Source organism: Alterirhizorhabdus solaris (assembly GCF_007785815.1).
Classification (GTDB): Bacteria; Pseudomonadota; Alphaproteobacteria; order Sphingomonadales; family Sphingomonadaceae; genus Alterirhizorhabdus; species Alterirhizorhabdus solaris.
On record NZ_VNIM01000005.1, the window covers coordinates 1 to 22,059 of the forward strand.

The 22,059-nt window shown below is 64.4% G+C and carries 20 protein-coding genes and 1 pseudogene; 11 read left to right on the forward strand and 10 right to left on the reverse strand.

The genetic code is table 11. From position 1 onward, the window contains the following. Positions 1-282 precede the first annotated feature (282 nt). The 6 genes from FOY91_RS02320 to FOY91_RS02345 all read left to right on the forward strand — a co-directional run bounded on the left by FOY91_RS02320 (position 283) and on the right by FOY91_RS02345 (position 9,147). Positions 283-564 carry a GNAT family N-acetyltransferase gene (locus FOY91_RS02320; protein WP_145147744.1) on the forward strand — a complete coding sequence of 94 codons (282 nt, stop codon included), beginning with the start codon at positions 283-285 and terminating at the stop codon, positions 562-564. A 331-nt stretch (positions 565-895) separates the two neighbouring features. Beyond that, positions 896-3,364 carry an ATP-binding protein gene (locus FOY91_RS02325; protein WP_145147747.1) on the forward strand — a complete coding sequence of 823 codons (2,469 nt, stop codon included), beginning with the start codon at positions 896-898 and terminating at the stop codon, positions 3,362-3,364. Between the two features lie 63 nt (positions 3,365-3,427). Further along, positions 3,428-3,820, forward strand: a complete 393-nt coding sequence (locus tag FOY91_RS02330) for a response regulator (RefSeq protein ID WP_145147883.1) — start codon at positions 3,428-3,430, stop codon at positions 3,818-3,820. A 66-nt stretch (positions 3,821-3,886) separates the two neighbouring features. Then, complete coding sequence (locus FOY91_RS02335; RefSeq protein WP_145147749.1) at positions 3,887-4,723, forward strand: GGDEF domain-containing protein; 837 nt, start codon at positions 3,887-3,889, stop codon at positions 4,721-4,723. Beyond that, the gene (locus FOY91_RS02340) at positions 4,716-6,119 is read left to right on the forward strand and encodes an EAL domain-containing protein (protein WP_145147751.1); all 1,404 of its coding nucleotides are present in this window, start codon (positions 4,716-4,718) and stop codon (positions 6,117-6,119) included. Before FOY91_RS02335 ends, FOY91_RS02340 begins: the two co-directional genes overlap by 8 nt. A gap of 109 nt (positions 6,120-6,228) precedes the next feature. Next, positions 6,229-9,147, forward strand: a complete 2,919-nt coding sequence (locus FOY91_RS02345) for a S8 family peptidase (protein WP_162527102.1) — start codon at positions 6,229-6,231, stop codon at positions 9,145-9,147. Between the two features lie 66 nt (positions 9,148-9,213). Here FOY91_RS02345 and FOY91_RS02350 read toward each other — a convergent pair. Together FOY91_RS02350 and FOY91_RS22200 are read right to left on the reverse strand one after the other, a co-directional pair. Next, positions 9,214-9,684, reverse strand: a pseudogene (locus FOY91_RS02350) (integrase core domain-containing protein); the annotation flags it as partial. Between the two features lie 277 nt (positions 9,685-9,961). Further along, on the reverse strand, positions 9,962-10,162 hold the full coding sequence (locus tag FOY91_RS22200) for a hypothetical protein (RefSeq protein ID WP_238995188.1): 201 nt from the start codon (positions 10,160-10,162) through the stop codon (positions 9,962-9,964). 372 nt (positions 10,163-10,534) lie between these two features. On the opposite strand from FOY91_RS22200, the gene FOY91_RS02360 reads away from it, so the two are divergent. Together FOY91_RS02360 and FOY91_RS02365 are read left to right on the forward strand one after the other, a co-directional pair. Continuing rightward, positions 10,535-10,861: a type II toxin-antitoxin system PrlF family antitoxin gene (locus FOY91_RS02360; RefSeq protein ID WP_145147755.1), complete on the forward strand. Its 327-nt coding sequence runs from the start codon at positions 10,535-10,537 to the stop codon at positions 10,859-10,861. Positions 10,862-10,864: 3 nt separating this feature from the next. Beyond that, positions 10,865-11,401 (forward strand): type II toxin-antitoxin system YhaV family toxin, encoded by a 537-nt coding sequence (locus tag FOY91_RS02365; RefSeq protein WP_145147757.1) that lies wholly within the window; start codon positions 10,865-10,867, stop codon positions 11,399-11,401. A gap of 15 nt (positions 11,402-11,416) precedes the next feature. Here FOY91_RS02365 and FOY91_RS22685 read toward each other — a convergent pair whose 3' ends face one another. The 8 genes from FOY91_RS22685 to FOY91_RS02395 all read right to left on the reverse strand — a co-directional run bounded on the left by FOY91_RS22685 (position 11,417) and on the right by FOY91_RS02395 (position 16,160). Then, positions 11,417-11,668 (reverse strand): helix-turn-helix domain-containing protein, encoded by a 252-nt coding sequence (locus FOY91_RS22685; RefSeq protein WP_338062061.1) that lies wholly within the window; start codon positions 11,666-11,668, stop codon positions 11,417-11,419. Continuing rightward, positions 11,560-11,991, reverse strand: a complete 432-nt coding sequence (locus FOY91_RS02370; protein ID WP_238995189.1) for a recombinase family protein — start codon at positions 11,989-11,991, stop codon at positions 11,560-11,562. Before FOY91_RS02370 ends, FOY91_RS22685 begins: the two co-directional genes overlap by 109 nt. 97 nt (positions 11,992-12,088) lie before the next feature. Continuing rightward, the gene (locus FOY91_RS02375; RefSeq protein WP_145147759.1) at positions 12,089-12,619 is read right to left on the reverse strand and encodes a hypothetical protein; all 531 of its coding nucleotides are present in this window, start codon (positions 12,617-12,619) and stop codon (positions 12,089-12,091) included. 448 nt (positions 12,620-13,067) lie between these two features. Further along, positions 13,068-14,309, reverse strand: coding sequence for an esterase-like activity of phytase family protein (locus FOY91_RS02380; protein WP_145147761.1), 1,242 nt, complete (start codon positions 14,307-14,309; stop codon positions 13,068-13,070). 44 nt (positions 14,310-14,353) lie between these two features. After that, entirely contained in the window at positions 14,354-14,527 is a 174-nt protein-coding gene (locus tag FOY91_RS21525) for a hypothetical protein (RefSeq protein WP_162527103.1), read from the reverse strand. 165 nt (positions 14,528-14,692) lie between these two features. Beyond that, positions 14,693-15,316 carry an SOS response-associated peptidase gene (locus FOY91_RS02385; RefSeq protein ID WP_145147763.1) on the reverse strand — a complete coding sequence of 208 codons (624 nt, stop codon included), beginning with the start codon at positions 15,314-15,316 and terminating at the stop codon, positions 14,693-14,695. Positions 15,317-15,338: 22 nt separating this feature from the next. Next, positions 15,339-15,608: an HU family DNA-binding protein gene (locus FOY91_RS02390; RefSeq protein WP_145147765.1), complete on the reverse strand. Its 270-nt coding sequence runs from the start codon at positions 15,606-15,608 to the stop codon at positions 15,339-15,341. A gap of 102 nt (positions 15,609-15,710) precedes the next feature. Then, a complete protein-coding gene (locus FOY91_RS02395) occupies positions 15,711-16,160 on the reverse strand; it encodes a hypothetical protein (protein WP_145147768.1) in 450 nt (149 codons plus the stop codon). Between the two features lie 168 nt (positions 16,161-16,328). On the opposite strand from FOY91_RS02395, the gene FOY91_RS02400 reads away from it, so the two are divergent. The 3 genes from FOY91_RS02400 to FOY91_RS02410 are packed head-to-tail and all read left to right on the forward strand — an operon-like array spanning position 16,329 to position 22,058. After that, positions 16,329-17,090, forward strand: coding sequence for an ImuA family protein (locus tag FOY91_RS02400; protein ID WP_203234469.1), 762 nt, complete (start codon positions 16,329-16,331; stop codon positions 17,088-17,090). After that, a complete protein-coding gene (locus FOY91_RS02405) occupies positions 17,005-18,798 on the forward strand; it encodes a Y-family DNA polymerase (RefSeq protein WP_338062057.1) in 1,794 nt (597 codons plus the stop codon). The genes FOY91_RS02400 and FOY91_RS02405 overlap by 86 nt, the downstream gene beginning before the upstream one ends. Then, on the forward strand, positions 18,795-22,058 hold the full coding sequence (locus tag FOY91_RS02410; RefSeq protein ID WP_145147770.1) for an error-prone DNA polymerase: 3,264 nt from the start codon (positions 18,795-18,797) through the stop codon (positions 22,056-22,058). The genes FOY91_RS02405 and FOY91_RS02410 overlap by 4 nt, the downstream gene beginning before the upstream one ends. Position 22,059: the final 1 nt, after the last annotated feature.

A 22,059-nucleotide genomic window follows, 5' to 3' on the forward strand; every position in this document is an offset into this window, starting at 1 on the left:
TTCAAGAACCGCCGCCTGGTCCGCGACTATGAGCAGCTCACCGCCGTCGCCGAAACCCTCATCACCATCGCCGCCTCCGCCACTCTGCTACGTCGATGGACGTGAGGAGACGGCCTTTTCAAACGCACTCTGAGCCTGCGACCCTACGCCACTGAGGACTATGCGGCTATGTGTTCAGACAAGGCGGTTGTGCGGTACGTAGGGGGGTAACCATTGTCTCCCGAGGATGTGTAGAACCGCGTTCTGCAATACGCAGGTCACTAGTCTCTCCTTGGCTACAGTATGTTCGCCGTCATCAAGAAGGTTTCCTGTCGCTTCGTGGGAGAGACCGGCATCGCTGACTTTCATCGCTGCATCGGTCATGGCTTCGATGATGTGGGAGAGGCGGCTTGGGTGTTCTCGTCTGAGGTACACGGACGCGGCTACGCGTTCGAAGCTGCTGACGCCGCACACCGTTGGTTCGCTCGGCAGAAGGGGGATAGCCAGACTGTCTGCTTGATTGATCCTGCAAATGGACCTTCGCTCGCGCAAGCAGCACGCTTGGGCTACTCCCCCTTTTGGTGAAGCGAGATACAGGGGGTATATGGCCGTCATGCTCGAAACGCGTTCTGCCTGCGCGTGACCTACGTTCAAGAGAGAACGTCTGGGCTCCACTACTTTTTGCCATTCCGGAAAGGCCCGTGGCCTGGAGGCGTGCTGCCTTATGTAGGTTTTCTGTTCCGTTGCTACTCAACCCCCACGTTTGACTGGCTAGGGGCGCGGGCTACCGGTTTTATGGCATCCGGTCGGGGGCCCGCTGCTCCTGCCGCAGTCGCCGTTCTGCCGGGGGCCTAATAATTAACCGTCTGTAAGCCCGCGCAAGTTACTTGTATGCTGAACTTCGAGTAGGATCGACATGAAACAGGCAGCTCTTGCCATGGCACTGGCACTGGCCGTCCCGGCCAGTGCGCAAGCCGCCACGGCTACACGTTTCAACGTCGAGCTTTTGCAGGCCACGGCGATGATGATGGCCGAGCCCCAAAAGGCGCTGGTCCATGCCCGCGCGGCAGTGCGTTTGGCGCCAGGCGTGGCCGGTTCCGGCGAGCAATTGCTGGCACGCGCCCAGGCGCATTGGCTCGAGGGCGAGGCGTTGACGCGGGTGAATCAGCCCGATGCCGCCGATCCGGTCATCAACGACGCGCTTTTAATAGCCAAACGTATGGCGCCTCGCAGTAAATTGCACGCAGACCTGTTGATGTCGGCCGCGACGATCGACTGGATGACAGGGCGCGTTCGTGACGCCCTCGGCGGTTTCCAGTCGGCGTATACGGTCTACGAGGCGCTTGGAGAAGCGCGGTCCCAGGCAAAGGCGCTTCAATATATCGGCACAATCTATTTCGATGCGCGTGATTACTCACGGATGCTGCGCTATTATCGCCAGTCCGAAGACGTCTATCGCGGGGATCCTGCACTAACTGTCTCCGCGCTTAACAATCAGGGTGATGCGCTGAAGGAAATGAGACGTTTTCGCGAGGCGATCGATCATTATCGCCGCGCCCTCGCGATAGCACGCAAGCTGGCCAGCCCGGTGCTCGAGGTACGCATCCTCACCAACCTGGCCTCCGCCCAATATCAGGCCGGCAACTTTGCCGCCGCCGACACGCTGGCCGATCGTGGCCTTGCCCGTGCGGCGGGGCAGGATACCGGCTGGGAGCAGTTCCTTTGGGGCGTGAAGGCGCAGACTGCGCTTGCTCGCGGCGATCTAGAGGCTGCACGACGCTTCATCGACCGGACATTTGAGGGCAGCGACCTCACCAAGACCACCGTCCAGCTCCGCGAGTTCCACGAAGCAGCCTACAAGCTGTTCGAGCGGCTGGGCGAGGATCGGTCCGCGCTTGCGCACCTGACGGCGTTTAAGCGGCTCGACGACGAGCAGCGCGAGGTCACCTCCTCGACTGTGTCGGCGCTGCTCGCCGCGCGTTTCGACTTCGCCAACCAGGAACTGAGCATCACCCGGCTCAAGGCTGGGCAGCTCCAACGCGACATCGCGCTCGAGCGGTCGCGCACCCGTCTGCGAACGATGACGCTCTATGGGCTGATCGCCGCGTTGATCGTTGCCGGCGCGATCCTGTTCGGCACGATCTTCGCCGCGCTCAAGCTGCGGCGGAGCCGCAACGAGGTTCGCGCGGCCAACGACAGCTTGAATGTCACCAACAGCGCGCTGGAGAAGGCGCTGAAGGCGAAGACCGAGTTCCTCGCAACGACGAGCCATGAGATACGCACCCCGCTCAACGGCATCCTCGGCATGACCCAGGTGTTGATGGCAGATTGCCAGCTCGACTGCGCGGTGCGCGAGAAGGTCGAGGTTCTCCACGGCGCCGGCGAGACGATGCGCGCGCTGGTCGATGACATCCTCGATGTCGCCAAGATGGAGACGGGCGAGTTGGTGATCGTCGAGCGTGAGGTCGATTTTGCCCGCGTGATGCGGGAAACGGTGCGGCTGTGGAGCGGCCAGGCCGAAGCCAAGCAACTGCTCCTCGCGTTCGATGTCGCCTCCAACGTCCCGCAGCGGATGCTCGCGGACGAGGAGCGGTTGCGCCAAATTCTCTTTAATCTGCTTTCGAATGCGATCAAGTTCACCCCCACAGGGAAGGTTGCTCTGCATGCCGCCGTTGAGTCGGATGGCACCGCCGAGACGCTGGTGTTGCGCTTCAGCGATACTGGAATCGGCATCGCCGCCGATCGCCACGAGGAAATCTTCGAGCCCTTCAAGCAGATCGAAGGCGGCACCGATCGCCGTTTTGGCGGCACCGGGCTCGGCCTGTCGATCTGCCGCAGCCTAACCAACGCGATGGGCGGCGCGATCTCGGTGGCTAGCGACCTCGGCGAGGGATCATGCTTCACCGTTCGCTTGCCGCTAAAGCGGCTGGCAGCGTCCGCTGGCGAAACCACCGCGTCGGCGACGTCTAGCCCGGCCAGCCTCGCCGATGCCGCGGTGCTAATGGTGGAAGCGAACCCACTCGCCCGTAGCATCTTACAGGCTGTGATCGCGCCGGCAGTGCGCCGCGTGCAGACCGTGCCGGACGGGGCGGCCGCGATTGACGCGCTCGACGGCGGTGCCGACGTGCTGCTAGTTGAGGCGGCAAGCGCCGTGATCGACGGCGGCCACCCCCTCGATGGCCTCAAGGCGCTGGTTCTCGCCGCCCGGGCGCGGGATTTACCTGTCGTAATCCTGCTCAAGCCGTCGGACGATCTTTCCGCCGAGGCAGTGCTCGCTATTGGTGCGGAGCACACCGTGATGAAGCCTGTCGCGGCACCGGCGGTGATCCAGGCGCTCAGCCGGCTGTGGGGTGGCGAGGCTGCGGATCAGGCCACGGCAGCCTGAACGGCCGCTTTTCCTTGTCTTAACCTTTACCAGCTAGGCTCTTTCGAAAGAACGAGGTTGGTGATGCAGGTGCTTTTCGTCGAAGATGATCCAATGAACCGGCGGGTCGTGCGCGACATGCTCAGCGTGGCGGGGGCCGATATGGCCGAGGCCGAAGATGCCGAGCGCGGGCTCGCGATGATCGACGCCGGATCCTATAATATCATCCTGATGGACCTGCGCATGCCGGGTATGGATGGCCTCACCGCGATCGGCCACATTCGGGCACGTACCGATGCCAAGGCTAGCCTGCCTGTCATCGTCGTTACCGCCGATACTGCGCTCGACCTACGAGCATCGTGCCTTGCGGGCGGCGCCAATGAGGTTCTCCAGAAGCCCGTCGCGATGAACGCGCTGTTCGATGCGATCGGCCGGATGATAGCGCAGGCCGATGGCGACCAGATGATTCTCAATTAGCCGGCGCACGTGCGCCCCTTCGTCTCGCCTTCAGTTTTCCAAAAGTGATTATGGGCTCGTAGCGCAATGATCCGACCGCCCGGCATCGACACTGACAATTCTAGGCCGACCGGTATCTCGGAGTCTGCGATCGGCAATGCAATCGTTGTCGTGGGGGCGGCGCTCACCGCGCTATTGGCGATTCGTTTCCAGGCGTTTGAGCGGTTCGCTAGCTTCTCGCGCGGCTTCGAGCATTTCCAAATTGACGAGGCTCTGGTGGCGCTGCCTGTGCTCGCCGCGGCAGTAGCGATCATTTTCATGCGGCGAAACCGAGGACTCCGCGCAAAGCTTCGATTGAGTGAGATCCGCGAAAGCGCTGCCTACATCGCGGCACGCGAGGATGCGCTGACCGGCCTCGCCAACCAGCGCGGCTTCACCGAGGCGCTCGAGTCAGCCTGTGACGGCGGGACGTCGTTCTGCCTATTCGTCATCGATCTCGATGGCTTCAAGGCGCTTAACGATCGCTGCGGCCATGCCGTCGGCGACAAGGCGCTCGGGTGGGTTGGCGAACGGCTGCGTTCTGCCACCGCACTCGTCGGTGCGCTTTGCGCTGGCCGGATCGGTGGCGACGAGTTCGGTGTTATCGTTTTTGGTAATCCGAATCCGGACGGTGTTGCGGCAAGTATCCTCGCAACCTTAGGCCACGGCTTTAAATGCGACGGCTGCAGCGCAGGCCTGAACGCTTCGATCGGTTACGCACGGGCCTCGGGACGGTCGGTGGCAGCGGGCGATTTGCTGCGGCAAGCCGACGCGGCGATGTATCGCGTCAAGCGCGCCGGCGGTGCCGGCTGGCGCGGTGCCGAGGAGTCTTCGGCGTCATACAGCGGGCACACGCCGGCTATCTCGCGCGCGCGGAATGCTTGACATCGTGTACGCCACGCTCGCGATCGTGGCGTGCGCTGAACTGGGTGCCATCGCTCTGATCCTGCGCGCAGTGCGATGGCGACGCGTCAATCGAGTACGCGAACCGTCCGGGCCGGCCCCATTCTTCACCGCCCTCCGCCCCTCCGAGCGTTCGCCTGCGGACGTGCCGCCGCTTGTCGTCGCCCTTTGCGAGTTCGCCCGCTTCGAGGCGATTCGCCGAAACGTCGGCTACTCGACCGCGAACGCAATCATCGCGCAGGCGGCCGCTCGGATCCGTCGCCTAATACCGGACGTCGAAATCGGCCGGACGCATCGCGCGTCGATCGAGTTCGCCTTCGCCGCCGACAGCCCCGGCGGCGCCACCAGGCTGCTTAATGCGGTTATCGCTGCGTTCGATCAGACAGTGTATGTCGAGGGGTGCGACTTCCGCTTGGTTCCGCGCATCGGCTTCGCCATAACCGGTGCGGCGCTCAATCACGACGAACTCATCGAGCGGGTAGAGACCGCGCTGCAGAATCGCGCGGGCGCGCATCTTCGCATCATCGACGCCACCGACGCACTCGGCGAGGAAGCTTCGGCGCGCCTCGGGCTGCTGCGTGACCTTCACTATGCGATCGAGAATGATGCACTTGAACTTCACTACCAGCCAAAGCTCCGCTGCCGCACCGGCGTGATCGACGCGGCCGAGGCGCTGCTGCGCTGGACGCACCCAAGCCTCGGTCCGGTCCGCCCGGACGAGTTCATCGCCATCGCCGAAGAGACTGGATTGATCGGGCGCCTCACCCGGTGGACGCTGGCACGTGCGGTCGAGGACCAGCGACGGCTGAGCGAAGCGGGGCACGCCCTAACCATCTACGTCAATATCTCCGGCCTGCTGCTTCCCGACCCGGACTTCGCCACCGAGGCGCTGCGACTCGTCGAGGGTGCTGCCGGCCGCATCGGCTTCGAAATCACTGAGACGGCCGTGATCGAACGGCCCGAGCAGGCGATCGGCAATTTGCATGCGTTTGCCGCGGCAGGGATCAAGCTGGCAATCGACGACTATGGATCCGGCCTCTCGTCGCTCGCCTATTTGAAGCAGCTTCCCGCTCACGAACTCAAGATCGACAAGCTGTTCATCTCGGGCCTCACCAGTAGCCATCGCGATCCGCTGCTGGTGCGATCGTCGATTGATCTCGCACATGCCCTCGAAATGGAGGTGACCGCCGAGGGGGTCGACAATCCGATGGCGCTATCACTGCTCAGGGTAATGGGCTGCGATCTGATCCAAGGCTTCCTGGTTGCAAGGCCGCTGGCGCTGGAGGCGCTACTCACCTTTCTCGACGCCAGCGACTATGCCGAACGGATCGCCGGGCAGACGATACCGCGCTTCGACGCCGCCACTTCCGCACGTTGAGTGGTGAAGCAGACTAGCTAACCAAAATTAAGCAATCTCTTTGGAAGATTGGTCACCTCACCCAGGTAAATCAGAATCACGGACGATGTTTGATCCGTGGGGGATTGTCGTGAAGAAGTCGAAACAGGCCCGTCGCGTCACGCTTGCCCTGCTGCTCACCAGCGCACTCGTCGGCATGGCCGGCACCGCGCAGGCAAAGCCGGTCAAGTCGATCCTCGCGGGCGTCAGCACCGCGCCGACCGAGATTGATCCGCTCTATCGCAACATCAATCCGTTCTACCGGAACATTGGTGCCTTCTGGGGCACGGTAAACCCCTTCTATCGCAACATTGGGGCGTTTTGGGGCGACATCGATCCGTTCTACCGCAACATCGGCGCGTTTTGGGGCGACCTAAATCCGCTCTATCGCAATATAGGCGCATTCAACGGCCAGATCGTGCCCGACTATCGTAACATCGGCGCCTTCTGGGACGAAGCCGGTGGCCTCTGGACGGGCATAGACTCCACCTGGGCCGCGGCAGGCACTTTCGCCGCGAACCCTACCGCCTATTCCTCCTTGGCCGCGCAGCTCAACGCGCTGAGCGCGAAATCCGAGACCTACTGGGGCGCGTCGGTCACTTCGCAGACTGGCAAGAGCTTCGCCGAGGGCTTCGCTAACCCGCTGTTCGCGAAATATGGCATCAATCCTAACGACCCCGCCTCGCTGGAAAAGCTGCCCGCCAACGAGCGATCGCACTTCTTTATGGATTGGTATGACGGGCTGATGGATTTCTCCGGCACCGATCACGCCGATCATTGGATGAAGACGGTCAATTGGACTCCGCTGCTCACCCAGACGCAGGGGGCCGGCAAGGGCGTGGTCATCGGCCTAGTCGACTTCCATGTCGCCGGCGACGCCGATCTCCAATCGAAGACGATCTACAACGGCGGGAACGCGACCTATTCGAACGGCCACGGCGCCGCAGTCGGTAGCCTGATCGCCGCCGCGCACGACGGAAAGGGTGTGATGGGCATCGCGCCCAACGCGACGATCGCGGCGTACAACCCGTTCGATGCGACCGGCACCGCTGATTGGCCCGATATCAAGGCCGGCATCAAGGCCGTGGGAAGCCGCGCAAGTGTGGTCAACCTCTCCCTCGGCGTTCCGGGCAGTGTCCTTGATGCCGGCTGGCGCGGCGTGTTCACCGATCCGGGCGTGAAGCCGCTTAACAGCTCGACCGTGTACGTGATTGCCGCCGGCAACGATGGCATCACTCAAACGCAAAACGTCGAGTTCAAGGACGCCTTCTCCACCGCTTTCATCGTCGTCGGCTCGGTTGATCCAACCGGCGCGATCTCCGACTTCTCGAATCGACCCGGCAAGGCTTGCCTGACCGACGGCGGGAAGTGCGGCGACGACACCAAGCTCAACGGGAGCGGGCTGCTGCGCAATCACTTCATCGTCGCGCCGGGCGAATTGATTCTTGTCTCCGATGACAAGGGCGGCACGACCCGGCTTTCCGGCACGTCTTTTGCCGCGCCGCTCGTTTCGGGAGCGATCGCGCTGCTCCACGATCGCTGGCCGTGGCTGAAGGCGCAGCCGATGGCCACCGCCGCGATCATCCTCAATTCCGCTAAGGATCTGGGTGCCCCCGGGACGGACGATGTCTACGGCGTTGGTCTGCTCGACGTCGAGGCAAGTCAGGCGCCGCTGAACTTCGCCACGCTGAAATACTATTTCGTTGACGGCACCACAACCAAGTCGGTCGACGTTAAGACCGTGCGGTCGACTGTAAATGGCACGACGACATCGACGGCCATAAACCTGTCCAGCGGCTATCTTACCGTGTTCGAGGATCTCGGCGGCGGCGTCAAGCGCGACTATCTGATCCCGCTGTCGAGCCGACTGGTCGGCACGCAGGTGAACGGCGAATATTTTCAGGGCTATGTCGCTAACCGCCTTGTCGACTGGGCTACCAGTGCACCCGCCGCCAAGCTGGGCTTCACCCAGGCGCCGCGTCTCGGCTTCATGGGCGCACCGGGGTATAGTTGGCAAGTGTCGATGAGCTCGCGGCTCGCGAACACTTATGCGGTGCGCAGCGGCGGTGCCCGGCCGAAGATCAATAGCGCGATGCAGTTCACTTCTCCGCAGGGCGGGCTGAGCCTGACGCTCGGAAATGGCGATGGCTCGATCGAGGTTGGTCGCCAGGCAGGGTTCGGTCTGCTGTCGGACTATGATCCGCGCTCCGGCGGCGTGAACCCGCTGCTCGGCTTCGCCAGCGGCGGGGCACATGCCAGCGCCCAGATAGCATTGGCACCCGACCTCAAGCTTTCACTCGGATTGACCGATCGGGTTGGCAGCCGCCGCGCGGATATGAATATGCTTGCACGCGGGCTCGACCACTCGCTGGCGACGGGACTACGCCCTTACCGTGCCGAGGCGCAGAGTATGAAATTCGACTATCGCGTCGACCGTCGCTTGGGCGTCTCGGCGGCCGTTACCCAGCTAGCCGAGCGGAACAGCCTTCTCGGCCTCCGCTCGATCGAAGCTGACGATTTTGGCAACGGTACCGCCACCCGCTCAATTACGCTTGCCGCGCATTATGCACTCGACCACGGCCTCTCATTCAGTGCCTCGGCGACCGGATCGCAAAGCCGCAGCCGCGATCAGGCGGCGTTGCGGATCGGTTCGGGCGGGTTAATTGGATCGGCGTTCCAGGTCGGGGTGGCGAAGACCAGCATACTTGCCGACCAGGATCGCCTCCGCCTCTCGGTTGCCCAGCCGCTGAAGATCGAGACCGGCTCGATCGACTTCAAGTCGGTCGCCGTGGTCGACCGCGAGACCGGCGAGATCGGTGTCGTGACGCAAAAAATCGGCTTGGCCGGCGCGCAGCGTCGCTTCGTCGCGGAGGCGATCTATGCGACGCCGATCTTTGCCGGTGCTGCGGAGATCAGTGCCTTTGGCCGCGGCGAGCTAACGGGGCATGAAGACGCCGAAGCTGACCTGCCGAGCTACATGCTCGGGGCGAGGGCCCGGCTCTCGTTCTAACCCGCGAGCCTGAAGCTTTCGCAAGCGGTCGGCGTGAGCAGCCCCCCCGGGTGGTACGGGTGTTAGTTAGTGCATTGTCGTCTCCGCCGCCATCGCCGGCTGGAGGTGGAGCGAAGCGGAACCGGAGGCCGGCAATGGCGGTGTCGCCGCTTCTGGTGCGGGCGGCCGGTAACCCAGGCTGCTGTGTGGCCGGACGGTGTTGTAGTGGCGCCACCATGCCTCGATCAGCACCTTGGCCTCGGCGAGGCTGTAGAAGATCTCGCCATTGAGCAACTCGTCGCGCAGCGAGCCGTTGAAGCTCCCGTTGTAGCCGTTCTCCCATGGCAAACCCGGCGCGATGTAGAGCGTCTTCACGCCGATCTGGCCGAGCCAGGTCTGGACGGCGGTGGCGCTGATCCCGCTGCCGTTGTCCGACCTGATGTGCGCCGGCGAACCCCGTTCGATAAACAGCTCGGCCAGAGCTGCCAGTACGTCTTCATGGCGGAGCTGGCGTGACACGACCAGCGCTAGGCACTCGCGGCTGGCCTCGTCGATGATTTCAGATCGGCGTCCAACCCGGGACCCTCCGATTAGCGACCAACTACTTGTGATAGAACGTAAACGTGTGGCGCCAGCGCAAAAGATCGGCGCGTCCGGCCCCCCCCCCGTCCCAGTGAGTTTCGTTCTTCTTGTTAAGCATTTAGCCGGATCCGACCGCGGAGCACCAGCCCCACCCATGCCGACGTTTACACGCTCACGGAAGAGGGGTCCGCTTACCCCCGTTCCAATCTCTTAATACGGCACAACCTGCTACCGGCTGCACAATGTCGCATAGCTAGCGGTACGCGCCCAAAAACAGGTCGCCGGAAGCTCGGCGCCGGAAGAGCGTTGCCCAGCGCTGCCGGCGATGCTCGGGCCGGTCATGCGCTAGGTGGCAACGCTGGCAGAGCGCGGCGAGATTTCGCTGATTATTGTTGCCGGGATCATGGTCGAGGTGCGCGCTGGCCAGCACCACCCGCGTGCGCGCCGGCGTCATATCGCCTGCAGCTCTACCATACGCAGCTGTTTGGGAAGGCGATCGGGCGAGGCGGGCCCACGCAACCGCCGACCACGATCATCACGCCAGCACCGGCGCTCCTCGTCATACCAGCGGCCGTCGCCAAGATGGCGAACCTTCACGCCATGCGGTCGGCCGCAATGCTCGCATCGTCCTTTGGCACGCTGGAACCGGACAAGGGCAGACAGCTCGCGCCAGTCGATCGGGTATAGCCAGCGATGCTCCGGGCGGATAGGCATAAGGCGATTCTGATTCAATAAGCCGTAGAACGAAAGAGGAAAGTTACTCTTAGCAGAGAGTTGTTGAAGGGGTAAGGATTATTCCTTACATACCCTTGCGTGGAGGACTGTTATGGCTACTATCGTGCAAGAGCGCAGCAGGATCACTGCCAAGGGGCAGACAACCGTGCCTAAGGCTGTGCGCCAGGCACTGGGGGTCAGCTATGGTGGTGAGATCGCCTTTGTCGTCGATGAGCACGGCGTTAGCGTTCGACGCGTCGAGACCGAGGAAGCCGATCCGGTGATCGGAGCATTTCTGGGCTTCCTGGAACAGGACATGCTGCGCAATCCGCAGCACGTCGTTGCCTTTCCGCCCAGCCTGGCCGACCACATGGCAGCGCTAACCGAGCATGTCCGGGTCGATCTGGACGAGGCAATCGACGGACCGGTTGCACTCTGATCCATGATCGTCGTCAACGATTGGACCATCTACGCGCACCCGCTGCTGCTCGATCAGCTTGAGAAGCTGATTGCGGCCGTCGAGAAGGCGAAAGCGAAGAGCCTGCAGGATTGGGCCCGGAGCGCCAACGCCAAGGTACTAGCCGCTGTGCGATCCTTGATGTTGGAGAGGGTCCCTAGCGACCCCGCCCGGCCCGAGTATCGACAGGGCGGCACGCTTGGCGCCGCTCGGAAGCACTGGTTTCGGGCGAAGTTTGGCAATGGGCGTTTTCGCCTGTTTTTCCGTTATGACAGCCGCTCCAAGATCATCATCTTCGCCTGGGTGAACGACGACACCACGCTGCGGACCTACGGCTCGAAGACCGACGCCTATGCCGTATTCAACGGGATGCTCGACAAGGGCAATCCTCCTGACGATTGGACAGCGCTGCTCAAGGCTGCGTCCGTCGATATGGCCCACAAGGATTCGCTTCAGCAGATGACGGACCTCGATCAAGAAGCCGGCATCTTCGACGATCACGCCCCCCTCAATCGTTCCTGAAGGCGGGATACTCGCCTAAGCTCCTCCTCGTCCCTGACGATGTTCGCGCAACACGCGCTGCACGGTCGAGCGCGACACGCGGAACAGGCTGGCAAGCTGGGACGGCGATCCTTGACCGGACTCCGCCTTGGTGATGATCTCGGCACGCTGCTGGCTGGTCAGGCTCGGTCTCCGGCCGGTAGCCGGCCGGCACTGCGGGCATGGGCTAACCCGTTCATGGTCCGCTCGCGGATCATGGCGCGCTCGAACTCGGCGAAGGCACCCAATGTCTGGGTCATCAACCGGCCTGCAGCCGTCGTCGTGCCCACGGCCTCGGTCAGCGACCGGAAGCCGGCACTAGCCGCGGTGATCGCCTCCAGCGTGAACAAAAGGTCGCGGGGGGATCGCGACAACCGGTCGAGCTTCCATACCACCAGCACATCGCCCGGCTGCAGGCTCTTGATCGCTTTCGTCAGTTCGGGACGATCGGCTTGGCCGCCCGAGGCCTCTTCCCGAAAAATGGGTTCGCACCCCGCGCTGGTGAGCGCGCCGAGCTGAGCAGCTAGGTCCTGATGATCGCCGCGGGACACCCGCGCATAGCCGATTTGCATCATGCCGTTCTGACACCTGTAAACCCTTAGAAAACCACAATCGGGTCTGCAGCGTCAGAACCGACCGGTTCGACGCCAACATAGATTTGCGCCATGTCTACGGCATATTCTCAACACGCTTATGAATCGTCAGTCTTCTTGGGGAATAAGGCCCAGTTGCCGTCGAAGCGCTGATCAAGGTTATGCTGAAGAGGCTTCCCGCCATCGTCATGACCATGCGGTTGTAGCGGGACACCTCGCTGCGGCGCGGCACTTGTACGGTCATCATCCAGCTGCGTGGCCCTTCGATCGCTGAGGACACTATCTCGTGCCGCTCAATAGGCCTTGCCTTGCCGCCATCCCAGCCTGTCAGCTCATAGGCATCACGAGACAAATCGACGTCGAAATCGACGTCGCCGCCAGCTTTATAAAACCGGCATTTGCTTGGCCCTGTCGGCTTTACCTCCCACACCCCATCCGAAAGATCAGGGCTCCAGACACCGTCCTTGCCCATGGAACTGTCGTCTTCGACCTGCCACTTCCCAGCCCATCCTTCGCAGACCGAGGAGAAGTCGCCAGCGAATGCGGGAGACGCCAGAACCAACGCAAGAAACGAAGCAGCCGCCCATCTGAGCATGATCGCCTCCATAGATCTTTCAGTAGATTTGCTGCGGAATTGATACTCTTAGAGTGGGAAAATAGCACCAAAGGGATAGGCCGTGATACCCGCACTACCAATTACCGGGACCAAGCAGGTCCGCATCAGTGATGCAGACAACGCGGCCCCTCGGCGCGTAGTGCGTCCCAGCTGGTCTTCCGCGCGACCATTATCATCGCCGCGCGCATATCGGGCCGGTCCATCATGGGCAGCGCGGCGGCGAGCTTCATCGCATCCCGGCGGATGATCGGCGCATAGTGTGCGACCTATAATAGAACGTAAACGTGTGGAGCCAACGTAAAAGATCGGCGCGTCCGGACCCCCCCCGTCCCAGTAAGTTTCGTTCTTCTTTGCAGGCATTTAGCCGGATCCAGGTGGGGTCTTACGTTGGACTCCGATCTACACGTCCGATGGGTGTTGAGGACGCCGGTCCAGCGGCTCAGTCGCATCCGATCGGCCGTTTCATCTCGACCCGCCAGAACCGTGTAGGTACGCCTTCAATTCCGAAATCATTGTCGTTGACGAGCAGGATGGTGCGCTCGTCAAGAAGTGTGAGCCCCTCCAGATCGGGGCTGATCTCCGGATGGTCGTCGGTCGAGAAAAGCAGGTGCTTGTCGAGGCAGGGGAAACCCGGCGCATCGCCGGCGCTCAGTTCCTCGATCGTCGGTCTGGTGGCGGGGTCGCTCCACTTCGGTGCGAGTGCGCGTTCCGGATCGAGCCTCGTCAGATAGAGCTTGGCCGTCGCCGAGATGCGCTCGAGCACGATTAGCGTGTTGGCGTCGAGCATCGCAACGTCGCACAGTTTCACATCGGCGCGGTCGACATCGCTGAGCGCGTTGTCGCGCAGGAAGCTCTTCGGCTTGTCGAGCGGGTATAGATGCTCGGTAAGCAGAGCGCCGGTCGTGGTGTCCAGCGTCCAGAGACGAACATGGCGCGCGTGATCGCCGGCATGTTCGTCGGGATGAGCCAGCGGGCTCTGGAAGGCGACGTGCAGACGCTGGCCGTCCATCGAGAGCGTCAGCCCCTCGAAGCCGCGATTGAGCCGCCGATACGCCGCCAGTTGCGGCAGCGCGCCGACGACCGGGTAGTTCGCGCCGGCGAACGACGCCTCGGTGCCGGCCGGAACCCAGCGGACGCGGACACTGCCGTCCGGATCGAGGCGCAGCAGCGATGGCCCATATTCTTCTCCGACCCAGAACCCGCCGTCGGGCGTACCGGTGAGGCCCTCGGTATCGGCACCGCCTGGATCGGGCGGCAGGACTTCCCCGTTCAGGTCGAGCGCGGGTTCGGCGGCACGCGCATCGGTGCCAGCGGGCGGCAATCCCGATAATGCTGTGCCGGCAACATCGCGCAAAGCAAGCGTGCGGATGGCGGTCACGTGACGATCGCCGACATGGAGTTCGACGATGGCTGGCCCGATGGAAGGATAGGGCATCAGTTTGGCCCCGCTCTTGCCGGTGTGGGCCGCGAGGTGATCGAGCCCGTAGCGTTCGATCGCGAGCGGCAGCTTCAGGTTCGGCCCGCGATCACCGACCGCCCAGACGATGCCGTCGGCGTCACCGGCACGACGGGTAAGGCCGGAACCGATCCCGCGCGTGACGCGCAGTTTCCCGCCCGGAAGGTCGAGGCAGGCGAGTTCCTCGTCGGAATAGGCCAGCTCAGTAACGCGCGCTTTGGACATGATGGCGGGATAGCATCCTTCTTGGCGCACATGACAGCGCCTGGTTATTTTCCCCGATCAATGGGATTGGGGTGATTGCCTGCTCCCACGATCCGCACCGCACCCGAGGCGGTGGTCTTCAGCCCTTCGACCTTGCCGATGATGCCTTCCAGCAGGGCAAGCCGTCCTACGCCCGAGCCGACCGTCCCGGCAAGATCGTCCTGTTTCGTCTGGTCCAAAGCTCGTTTCTTGGTGATCACGAAATCGATAACGGTTCAGACGGGATAAGGATCGGAACGTCTGGCGGCTGCCAAACAGATGTTCATGCTTTCCTGCGGAACAGGCGGCTGACGAGCGGTCGTTAGCGCCACAGCGGCAAACCGGTCGCATCGCAACCGGAAGGGTCACTCGATACGCATCAGTTGAGAGGGATAGGGCGCGGCAAGCGCTTTCAGATCATCCCAGGGGGCGGACAGCCACCGGTCATGATCCTCGTCGTGAAGGATCACCGGCATGGCCTTGGGGTGGATCGGCGCGACGACCCCGTTCGGCTCGGTGGTCAGGAAGCCGTAGGCATTGCCGCGTTCGGTCGGTCGCCAGATGCCGGCGAAGGCGAAGAGCGGCCGGCTGGGCACATCGAACCAGTGCAGCGGCTTCCTGCCATTGCCGCCCGCCTCCTGGCCGTATTCGGAGAAGGATGTCACCGGCACGAGGCAGCGTCGCGCCGGTGCCGTCAGCATCGAATGCCAGAAGGGCGAACTCAGGTTACGCACGTTGGTCACGTATTTCGTCAGCCGGACATCAGGATCCCGCTTGCCCGGCACCTGGGTGGGCACGCCCCACTCCATCGGCTCGACCCGGCGAACGCTATCCTCCTCGATGATCACCAGCCCATATGCCGGCGTCTTCTTGCCCGTCGGGAAGATGTCGCCGACCGGGAAGGTCACGTCCGGCATGAACGGGAGCGCGACGCCGAAGGTCGCCGCGATCTCGGCCTGTTGCGCGGTCAGGCGATACCGGTTGCACATCGCCTGATCCTCTCGGCAAGCATCACAGCTTGTCCTTCAGCCCCTTGGCGGCGGTGAACGCCAGCTTCCTGGACGCCACGAACGTCATCGCTTCGCCGGTCGCCGGGTTACGGCCCTCGCGCTCCGGCCGGTCCTTGACCGTGAACTTGCCGAACCCTGGGATCGACACATCCTCGCCCTTGGCGGCTGCGTCGGCGATCTGGTCGAATACGGCGCTGACAGCCTTTTTGGCATCCGCCTCGCTGGTGCCGATGACGGCTGCGACGCTCTTGGCCAGTTCGCTGATGTTCATGATCGTCATGTCCTTTGAGAAAACCGGCGCGACCTTACTCGCGAACGCCAGCGAAGCAACGCTGCCGGATGCGGCGACGCTCGCCGGGCGTCTGGCCCTGGATCAGCGACGCCCCGCCATGCGCTCGCGCGTCAGGCGCGGATCCTCGTAGAGATCGCGAAGAGCCCTCAGCCGGAACAGGTTCCACCAGCGCTGCCAGCGATGCTCGGCCGCGGCGTGGATCATGTGGCAGCGTTGGCAGAGCGCGGAGAGGTTGGCGGGCAGGTTGTGCCCTGGATCATGGTCGAGATGAGCACAGGCCAGCACGACGTATGTGGTCCGCACCGAGGCGAACACGAGCCGCTCCCTGACCGCCACCCTCCGGCCCCGGTCGGACCGCCAATACCCCGCCTCGGCATCCCACCAGCGACCATCGCCAAGATGCACCACCCGGCGCAGATGTGGGCGGCTGCAGCGCTCGCAGCGCGCCCCGGCCCGAACGAAGCGGATCGTCGCGGACAATTCCTGCCAGTCGATCGGGTAGAGCCAGCGGTTCTCGGCACGGATCGGCATTGCATTTCTATGAGTCAGGGGACCGCTCATGGGAAGCGGAAATTCGCGGTCTGTTACCGCTTCGTATCGCGTGCGTTCCGTTCTGAAACGATGAACCGCGGCGATCGGATCTTGACCGATAGGATTTAGTAACGGAACATAAAGGGAACGAGTAGAGTCTGGAACCCGATGTCCGTCGCCCTTCAAACTTTGGCGCCCAGCATAGCGCATCTCCGGACGATCGCGATCCCGGTCACCGATTATCGCGTGCTGCCGTTCGGGATCGAGGCGCTTGATGGCCGGCTCGGGGCAGGAGGGCTGCGTGCCGGCGCGCTTCACGAGGCGACCGCTCGAAGCGACGCTCTGGTCGATGACGCGGCAACCACGCTGTTCCTGGCCGGAATTGCAGCGCGTGAGGCGGCAAGCACTGGCGGCCCTGTCCTATGGGCGAGCTGTCGGCCCGATATCTATGCGCCCGGATTGGCGCAGGCGGGCCTTGCCTCGGCCAACGTCATCCATGCGCACCCGCCCGACGATGCCGCCTTGCTCGCCGTGATCGAGGATGCCGTGCGCGATGGCACGCCGTCTGCCATTGTTGCCGAGGCCCACAAGGTGTCGATGGTGGCGACCCGTCGCCTGCAGCTGGTGGCAGCCGAGGCCGACATGCCGGTCCTGCTGCTGCGACGACGACGTCGTCGGGACCAGGATCCGTTTACCGAGCCTTCCGCTGCATGGACGCGCTGGCGGATCGGCACCGCGCCGTCCGGGCGACTGAATGTCGCGGGTGTAGGAAGACCCAGGTGGTCGGTCGAACTGGCGCGACAGCGTGGTGGTGAGGGCTTCTCCCTGATCGTGGAGGGTAGCGATGAGACGGGTCGTCTCGCTGTTCCTGCCGAACCTGGCCGTCGAGCGGCTGAGACGGTTGGAACGGCCCGCCACGCGGCCGCCTGAGCGGCCCGCCCTCCAACTGCCGGTCGACGACGATCCCGGTGCCTGCTCGGTCCCGCGCGGAGGAGGCTGGCGTCTTGGTGCGCGCTGGGCACGGCAGGGCATGCCGACACGCGACGAGGTTGAGGCGCAGGTCGCCGCGCTGCCGACACACGCTCAACCGCCGATGCGCGAGCTCGGTCGGCGATCGGAGGCGGCACAGCATCCCTACAAGGTGCCGCCGCCGTTGCAGGACAGAGTGGAAGCATCGCGCTTTCATATTAAAAGCACTTTGTTTGCCCCGCTGGCGTTGGTCGGGAAGGTCGGCCGCCGTGAGGAGGTCGTTGCTGCCTGTAGCGCTGCTGCCGCGCTCGGCATCCACGTCGGGATGGCCGCGACCCATGCACGCGCGATGGTGTCGGACCTGGACTTTCGCCCATCCGATCCGGCGGCCGACATTGCACTACTCGACCGACTGGCGCTGCTGGCGGTGCGTCGCTGGTCACCGATCGCCGCCATCACCCCCTCGGACGGGCTCTGGATCGATCTGGCCGGCTGCGACCATCTCCATGGCGGCGAGGAGCGCTTTTGCCGTCGCCTGCTTGCCTTCTTCCGCCGTGCCGGCTTCACCGCCCGCCTCGCTGTGGCCGACACGCCAGGTGCTGCCCACGCGCTCGCTCGATTCGGAGGAAGTGACCTCATCCGCGTCGACCCGCGAGGGACTGCGCAGGCGATTGCGCCGCTGCCGATCGCGGCGCTGCGGCTGACACCGTCTGCGCTGAGCGCCGCGCGCAAGTTCGGCTTCGAGCGCATCGCAGACCTGCTGCCGGTCGCGCGCGGGCCGCTGGCTCGCCGTCTCGGCCTGCCGGCGATCACCCGGCTCGATCAGGCGCTAGGCGCCGTGGCAGAACCGATCACCCCGCGCGAGGACCGGCAAGTGCCGATCGCCGAGCGCCGGCTCATGGAGCCGATCGGGACCGCCGAGGCGATCGAGCAGGTCATGGGCGACCTGCTGCGCGACCTGACCGATGTGCTGCGCGAACAGGGGCTAGGCGCACGATCGCTGCGGCTCACCGGCCTGCGGGTGGATGGCAGCGAGCAGGTCGTGGCGATCGGCACGTCGCGGCCGACGCGTGAGGTGCCGCACCTCTTGCGGTTGCTGAAGCTCCGCATCGAGCGGATCGATCCCGGCATGGGGCTGGAGCAGTTCTGGCTGGCGGCGCCGCACACCGAGCCGCTCGATGCCGTCGACCTCGGCGCGGTGCTTGCCGGCGAGACGCGGGCGCGCGACCCGGCCCGTCTGGTCGACGTCATCGCCGGTCGCATCGGTCCGCGCTCCGTCTTCCGGCTCGCCCCCGTCGAAAGCCATGTGCCGGAGCGGGCGGTCACCCGTTCCGATCCCATCGGCGTGCCGGGCAACTGGCCGAGCTGGCAGCGGCCGATCCGCCTGTTCGCGCGTCCCGAGCCGCTGTCGCGCGTCATGGCGCTGCTGCCCGACCAGCCACCCCGACGCTTCGAGTGGCGGGGCACCATCCACAAGGTCGTTGGTGGGGATGGGCCTGAGCGCATCCACGGCGAATGGTGGCGGCGGGACGCCGAGATCTGGGCTGTCCGCGACTATTACCGCGTCGAGGACGAGGAGGGCGGCCGTTTCTGGGTCTTCCGCCGCGGTGACGGCTTCGAGGACGACACCGGCGACATGTCCTGGTGGATGCACGGCGTGTTCGCATGACCCACTATGTCGAGCTGCAGGTGCTTACCCATTTCTCGCTGCTGCGCGGCGCATCGAGCCCGGAGGAGCTATTTTCCGCCGCAGCGCTGCTCGGCTACCCCGCGATCGGCGTCAGCGACATCGGCAACGTTGCCGGCGTCGTGCGCGCCTGGGAAGCGCAGAAGGTAACCGGCGTGCGCTCGATCGCCGGCACCCGCGTCGACCTGTCCTGCGGCCGACGCCTGCTCCTCTATCCAACCGACCGCCCCGCCTGGTCGCGGATCACGCGGCTTCTGACCGTCGGTAAGAAGCGGGCAGGGAAGGGCGGTTGCCTGCTCCACTGGGACGACCTTCAGCCCTGGTCCGAAGGTGTCATCGCCATCCTGCTGCCGCACGAAGCGGACGAGGAGAACATCGGTGCACTCGCTGACCTGAGGGCGATGTACGGGCGACGCGGCTACATGGCGCTGTTCCAGCGGCGGCGCCCAGGGGACGCGGTCCGCATCGATGCGCTGGCGCGGCAGGCGGGCGGTGCCGGCGTGCGCGCTGTCGTGACGGGCGACGTCCTCTACCATGCACCCGAGGCGCGGCTGCTGCAGGACGTGGTGACGGCCGTGCGCGAGAAATGCACCGTCGACGAGCTGGGCTACCGCCGTGAGGTCAACGCCGATCGCGCGCTTAAATCGTCCGACGAAATGGTGCGACGCTTCAACGCCTATCCGGATGCACTGCAAGCCAGCCTCGATATCGCCCGCCTCTGCACCTTCGATCTCGGGGAGCTGGCCTACCAGTACCCGCACGAGCGGCTGATCGACGGGCTGACCGCGCAGGAAGCCTTGCAGCAGCTTGCGTTGGAGGCGGTCGACCGGATGTTCGATGGCGAAGCGCCATCGGCCTACACCGACCAGATCGCCCACGAGCTGCGGTTGATCGGCGAACTTGGCTACGCGCCCTACTTCCTCACTGTCTATGCGATCGTGCGCGAGGCGCGCCGGCGGGGCATCCTCTGCCAAGGCCGCGGCTCGGCCGCCAACTCCTGCGTCTGCTTCGTGCTCGGCGTCACCTCGATCGACCCGATCAAGCACGAGTTGCTGTTCGAGCGCTTCGTCTCAGGCGAACGCCGCGAGCCGCCCGACATCGATGTCGACTTCGAGCATGAACGCCGCGAGGAGATCATCCAGTGGATCTATGAAACCTACGGCCGCGACCACTCAGCCCTCACCGCTGTCGTCCAGCGCTACCGCGCGCGAGGTGCCGTGCGTGACGTCGGCAAGGCGATGGGGCTGCCCGAGGACCTGACATCCTCGCTTGCCGGCCTGGTGTGGGGCTGGTCGGTCGAGGGCGTCGGCGAGAAGCAGGTGGACGAGCTCAACCTCGACATCGCCGATCGCCGGCTGCGCCTGACGCTCGATCTCGCCCGCAAGCTAATCGGCGTGCCGCGGCAAATGAGCCAGCACCCCGGCGGGTTCGTGCTGACCCACGACCGCCTCGACGACCTGGTGCCGATCGAGCCCGCCGCGATGGAGGACCGGCAGATCATCGAGTGGGATAAGGACGACATCGACGCACTCAAGTTCATGAAAGTCGACGTTCTCGGCCTCGGCATGCTCGGCGCCATGAACCGCGCCTTCAACATGCTCGAGGCGGACAAGGGGATCCGCGTCGGGCTGGCCGACCTTCAGGACGACGACCCCGACGTCTATGCCATGATCCAGAAGGCCGACACGCTCGGCACCTTCCAGATCGAGAGCCGGGCGCAGATGTCGATGCTGCCGCGGATGAAGCCGCGACGGTTCTACGATCTGGTCATCCAGGTCGCGATCGTGCGCCCCGGCCCGATCCAGGGCGACATGGTCCATCCTTACCTGCGTCGGCGTGAAGGGCTGGAGAAGCCGGAATATCCCCGCCCCGAGCTGCGCGCCGTGCTGGAGAAGACGCTCGGCGTCCCCCTGTTCCAAGAGCAGGCGATGAAGGTGGCGATCGTCGGAGCCGGCTTCACCGCGGCTGAGGCAGACCAGCTGCGCCGCGCCATGGCGACGTTCAAGTTCACCGGCGGCGTGTCGCACTTCAGCGAGAAGCTGATCGAGGGCATGGTCGAGCGGGGCTACCCGCGTGAGTTCGCCGAACGCACCTTCCGCCAGCTCGAGGGTTTTGGCTCCTACGGCTTCCCCGAGAGCCACGCCGCCAGCTTCGCCAAGATCTCCTACGCCTCCTCATGGATGAAGCATCATCATCCCGACGTGTTCTGCGCCGCGCTGATGAACGCGCAGCCGATGGGCTTCTATGCGCCGGCGCAGATCGTCCGCGACGCGCGCGACCACGGCGTCGAGGTGCGGCCGCCCTGCATCAACGCCAGTCGCTGGGACTGCACGCTGGAGCCGACCGGCGGGCGTTATCTCGCGGTGCGGCTCGGGTTGCGCCAGGTGCGTGGCCTCGCCAACGCCGACGGCGCCGCGATCGTCGCTGCGCGCAGCACCACGCCCTTCGAGTCCGTCGAGGATGTCTGGCGTCGCTCAGGCGTCCGTCGTGTCGCGACCGAAAAGCTGGCAGACGCCGATGCCTTCCACGCTTTCGGCGCCGATCGCCGGCAGGGACTGTGGAAGGTGCGCGGCCTGGGCGAAGCGCCGCTACCGCTGTTCGCCGCGGCCGACCGCTCGGCCGAGACGTTCAGCGCGGTGGGGCTAGAGCCTGTCGTCGCGCTGCGGCCGCTGACCGATGGCCGAGAGGTGGTCGAGGACTATCGCTCGTTGCAGCTTTCGTTGCGCGCGCACCCGCTGACCTTCCTGCGCGACGAACTCACCCGACGCGGCGTGACCAGATGCGCCGATCTCGGCCTCATCCGCGACGGCCGCCACGCCGAGGTCGCCGGCATCATCCTCGTCCGCCAGAAGCCCGGCTCCGCCAAGGGCGTGCTGTTTATCACCATCGAGGATGAAACGGGCGTCGCCAACGGCATACTCTGGCCCGACCGCTTCGAGGCGCAGCGGCGCACCGTCATGTCGGCCTCGATGGTCGGACTGAAGGGCCGGGTGCAGAAGGAAGGCGAGGTCATCCATGTCATCTGCGATCGCATCGTCGACCATGGCGAGCTGCTCCACCACATCGGCGACATGTCGTTTCCGCATCGCACCGGCCGAGGGGACGCAGGCCAGCACCCGGGTTCGCCTGATCGGGGCGACAAGGGATGGCAGCCGGAGGTGCGCAACCAATACTGGCCGCCCCACGCCGACGGCATGGATCCGGAGGAAGTCATGCGGTTCAAGTCGCATGATTTCCACTGAT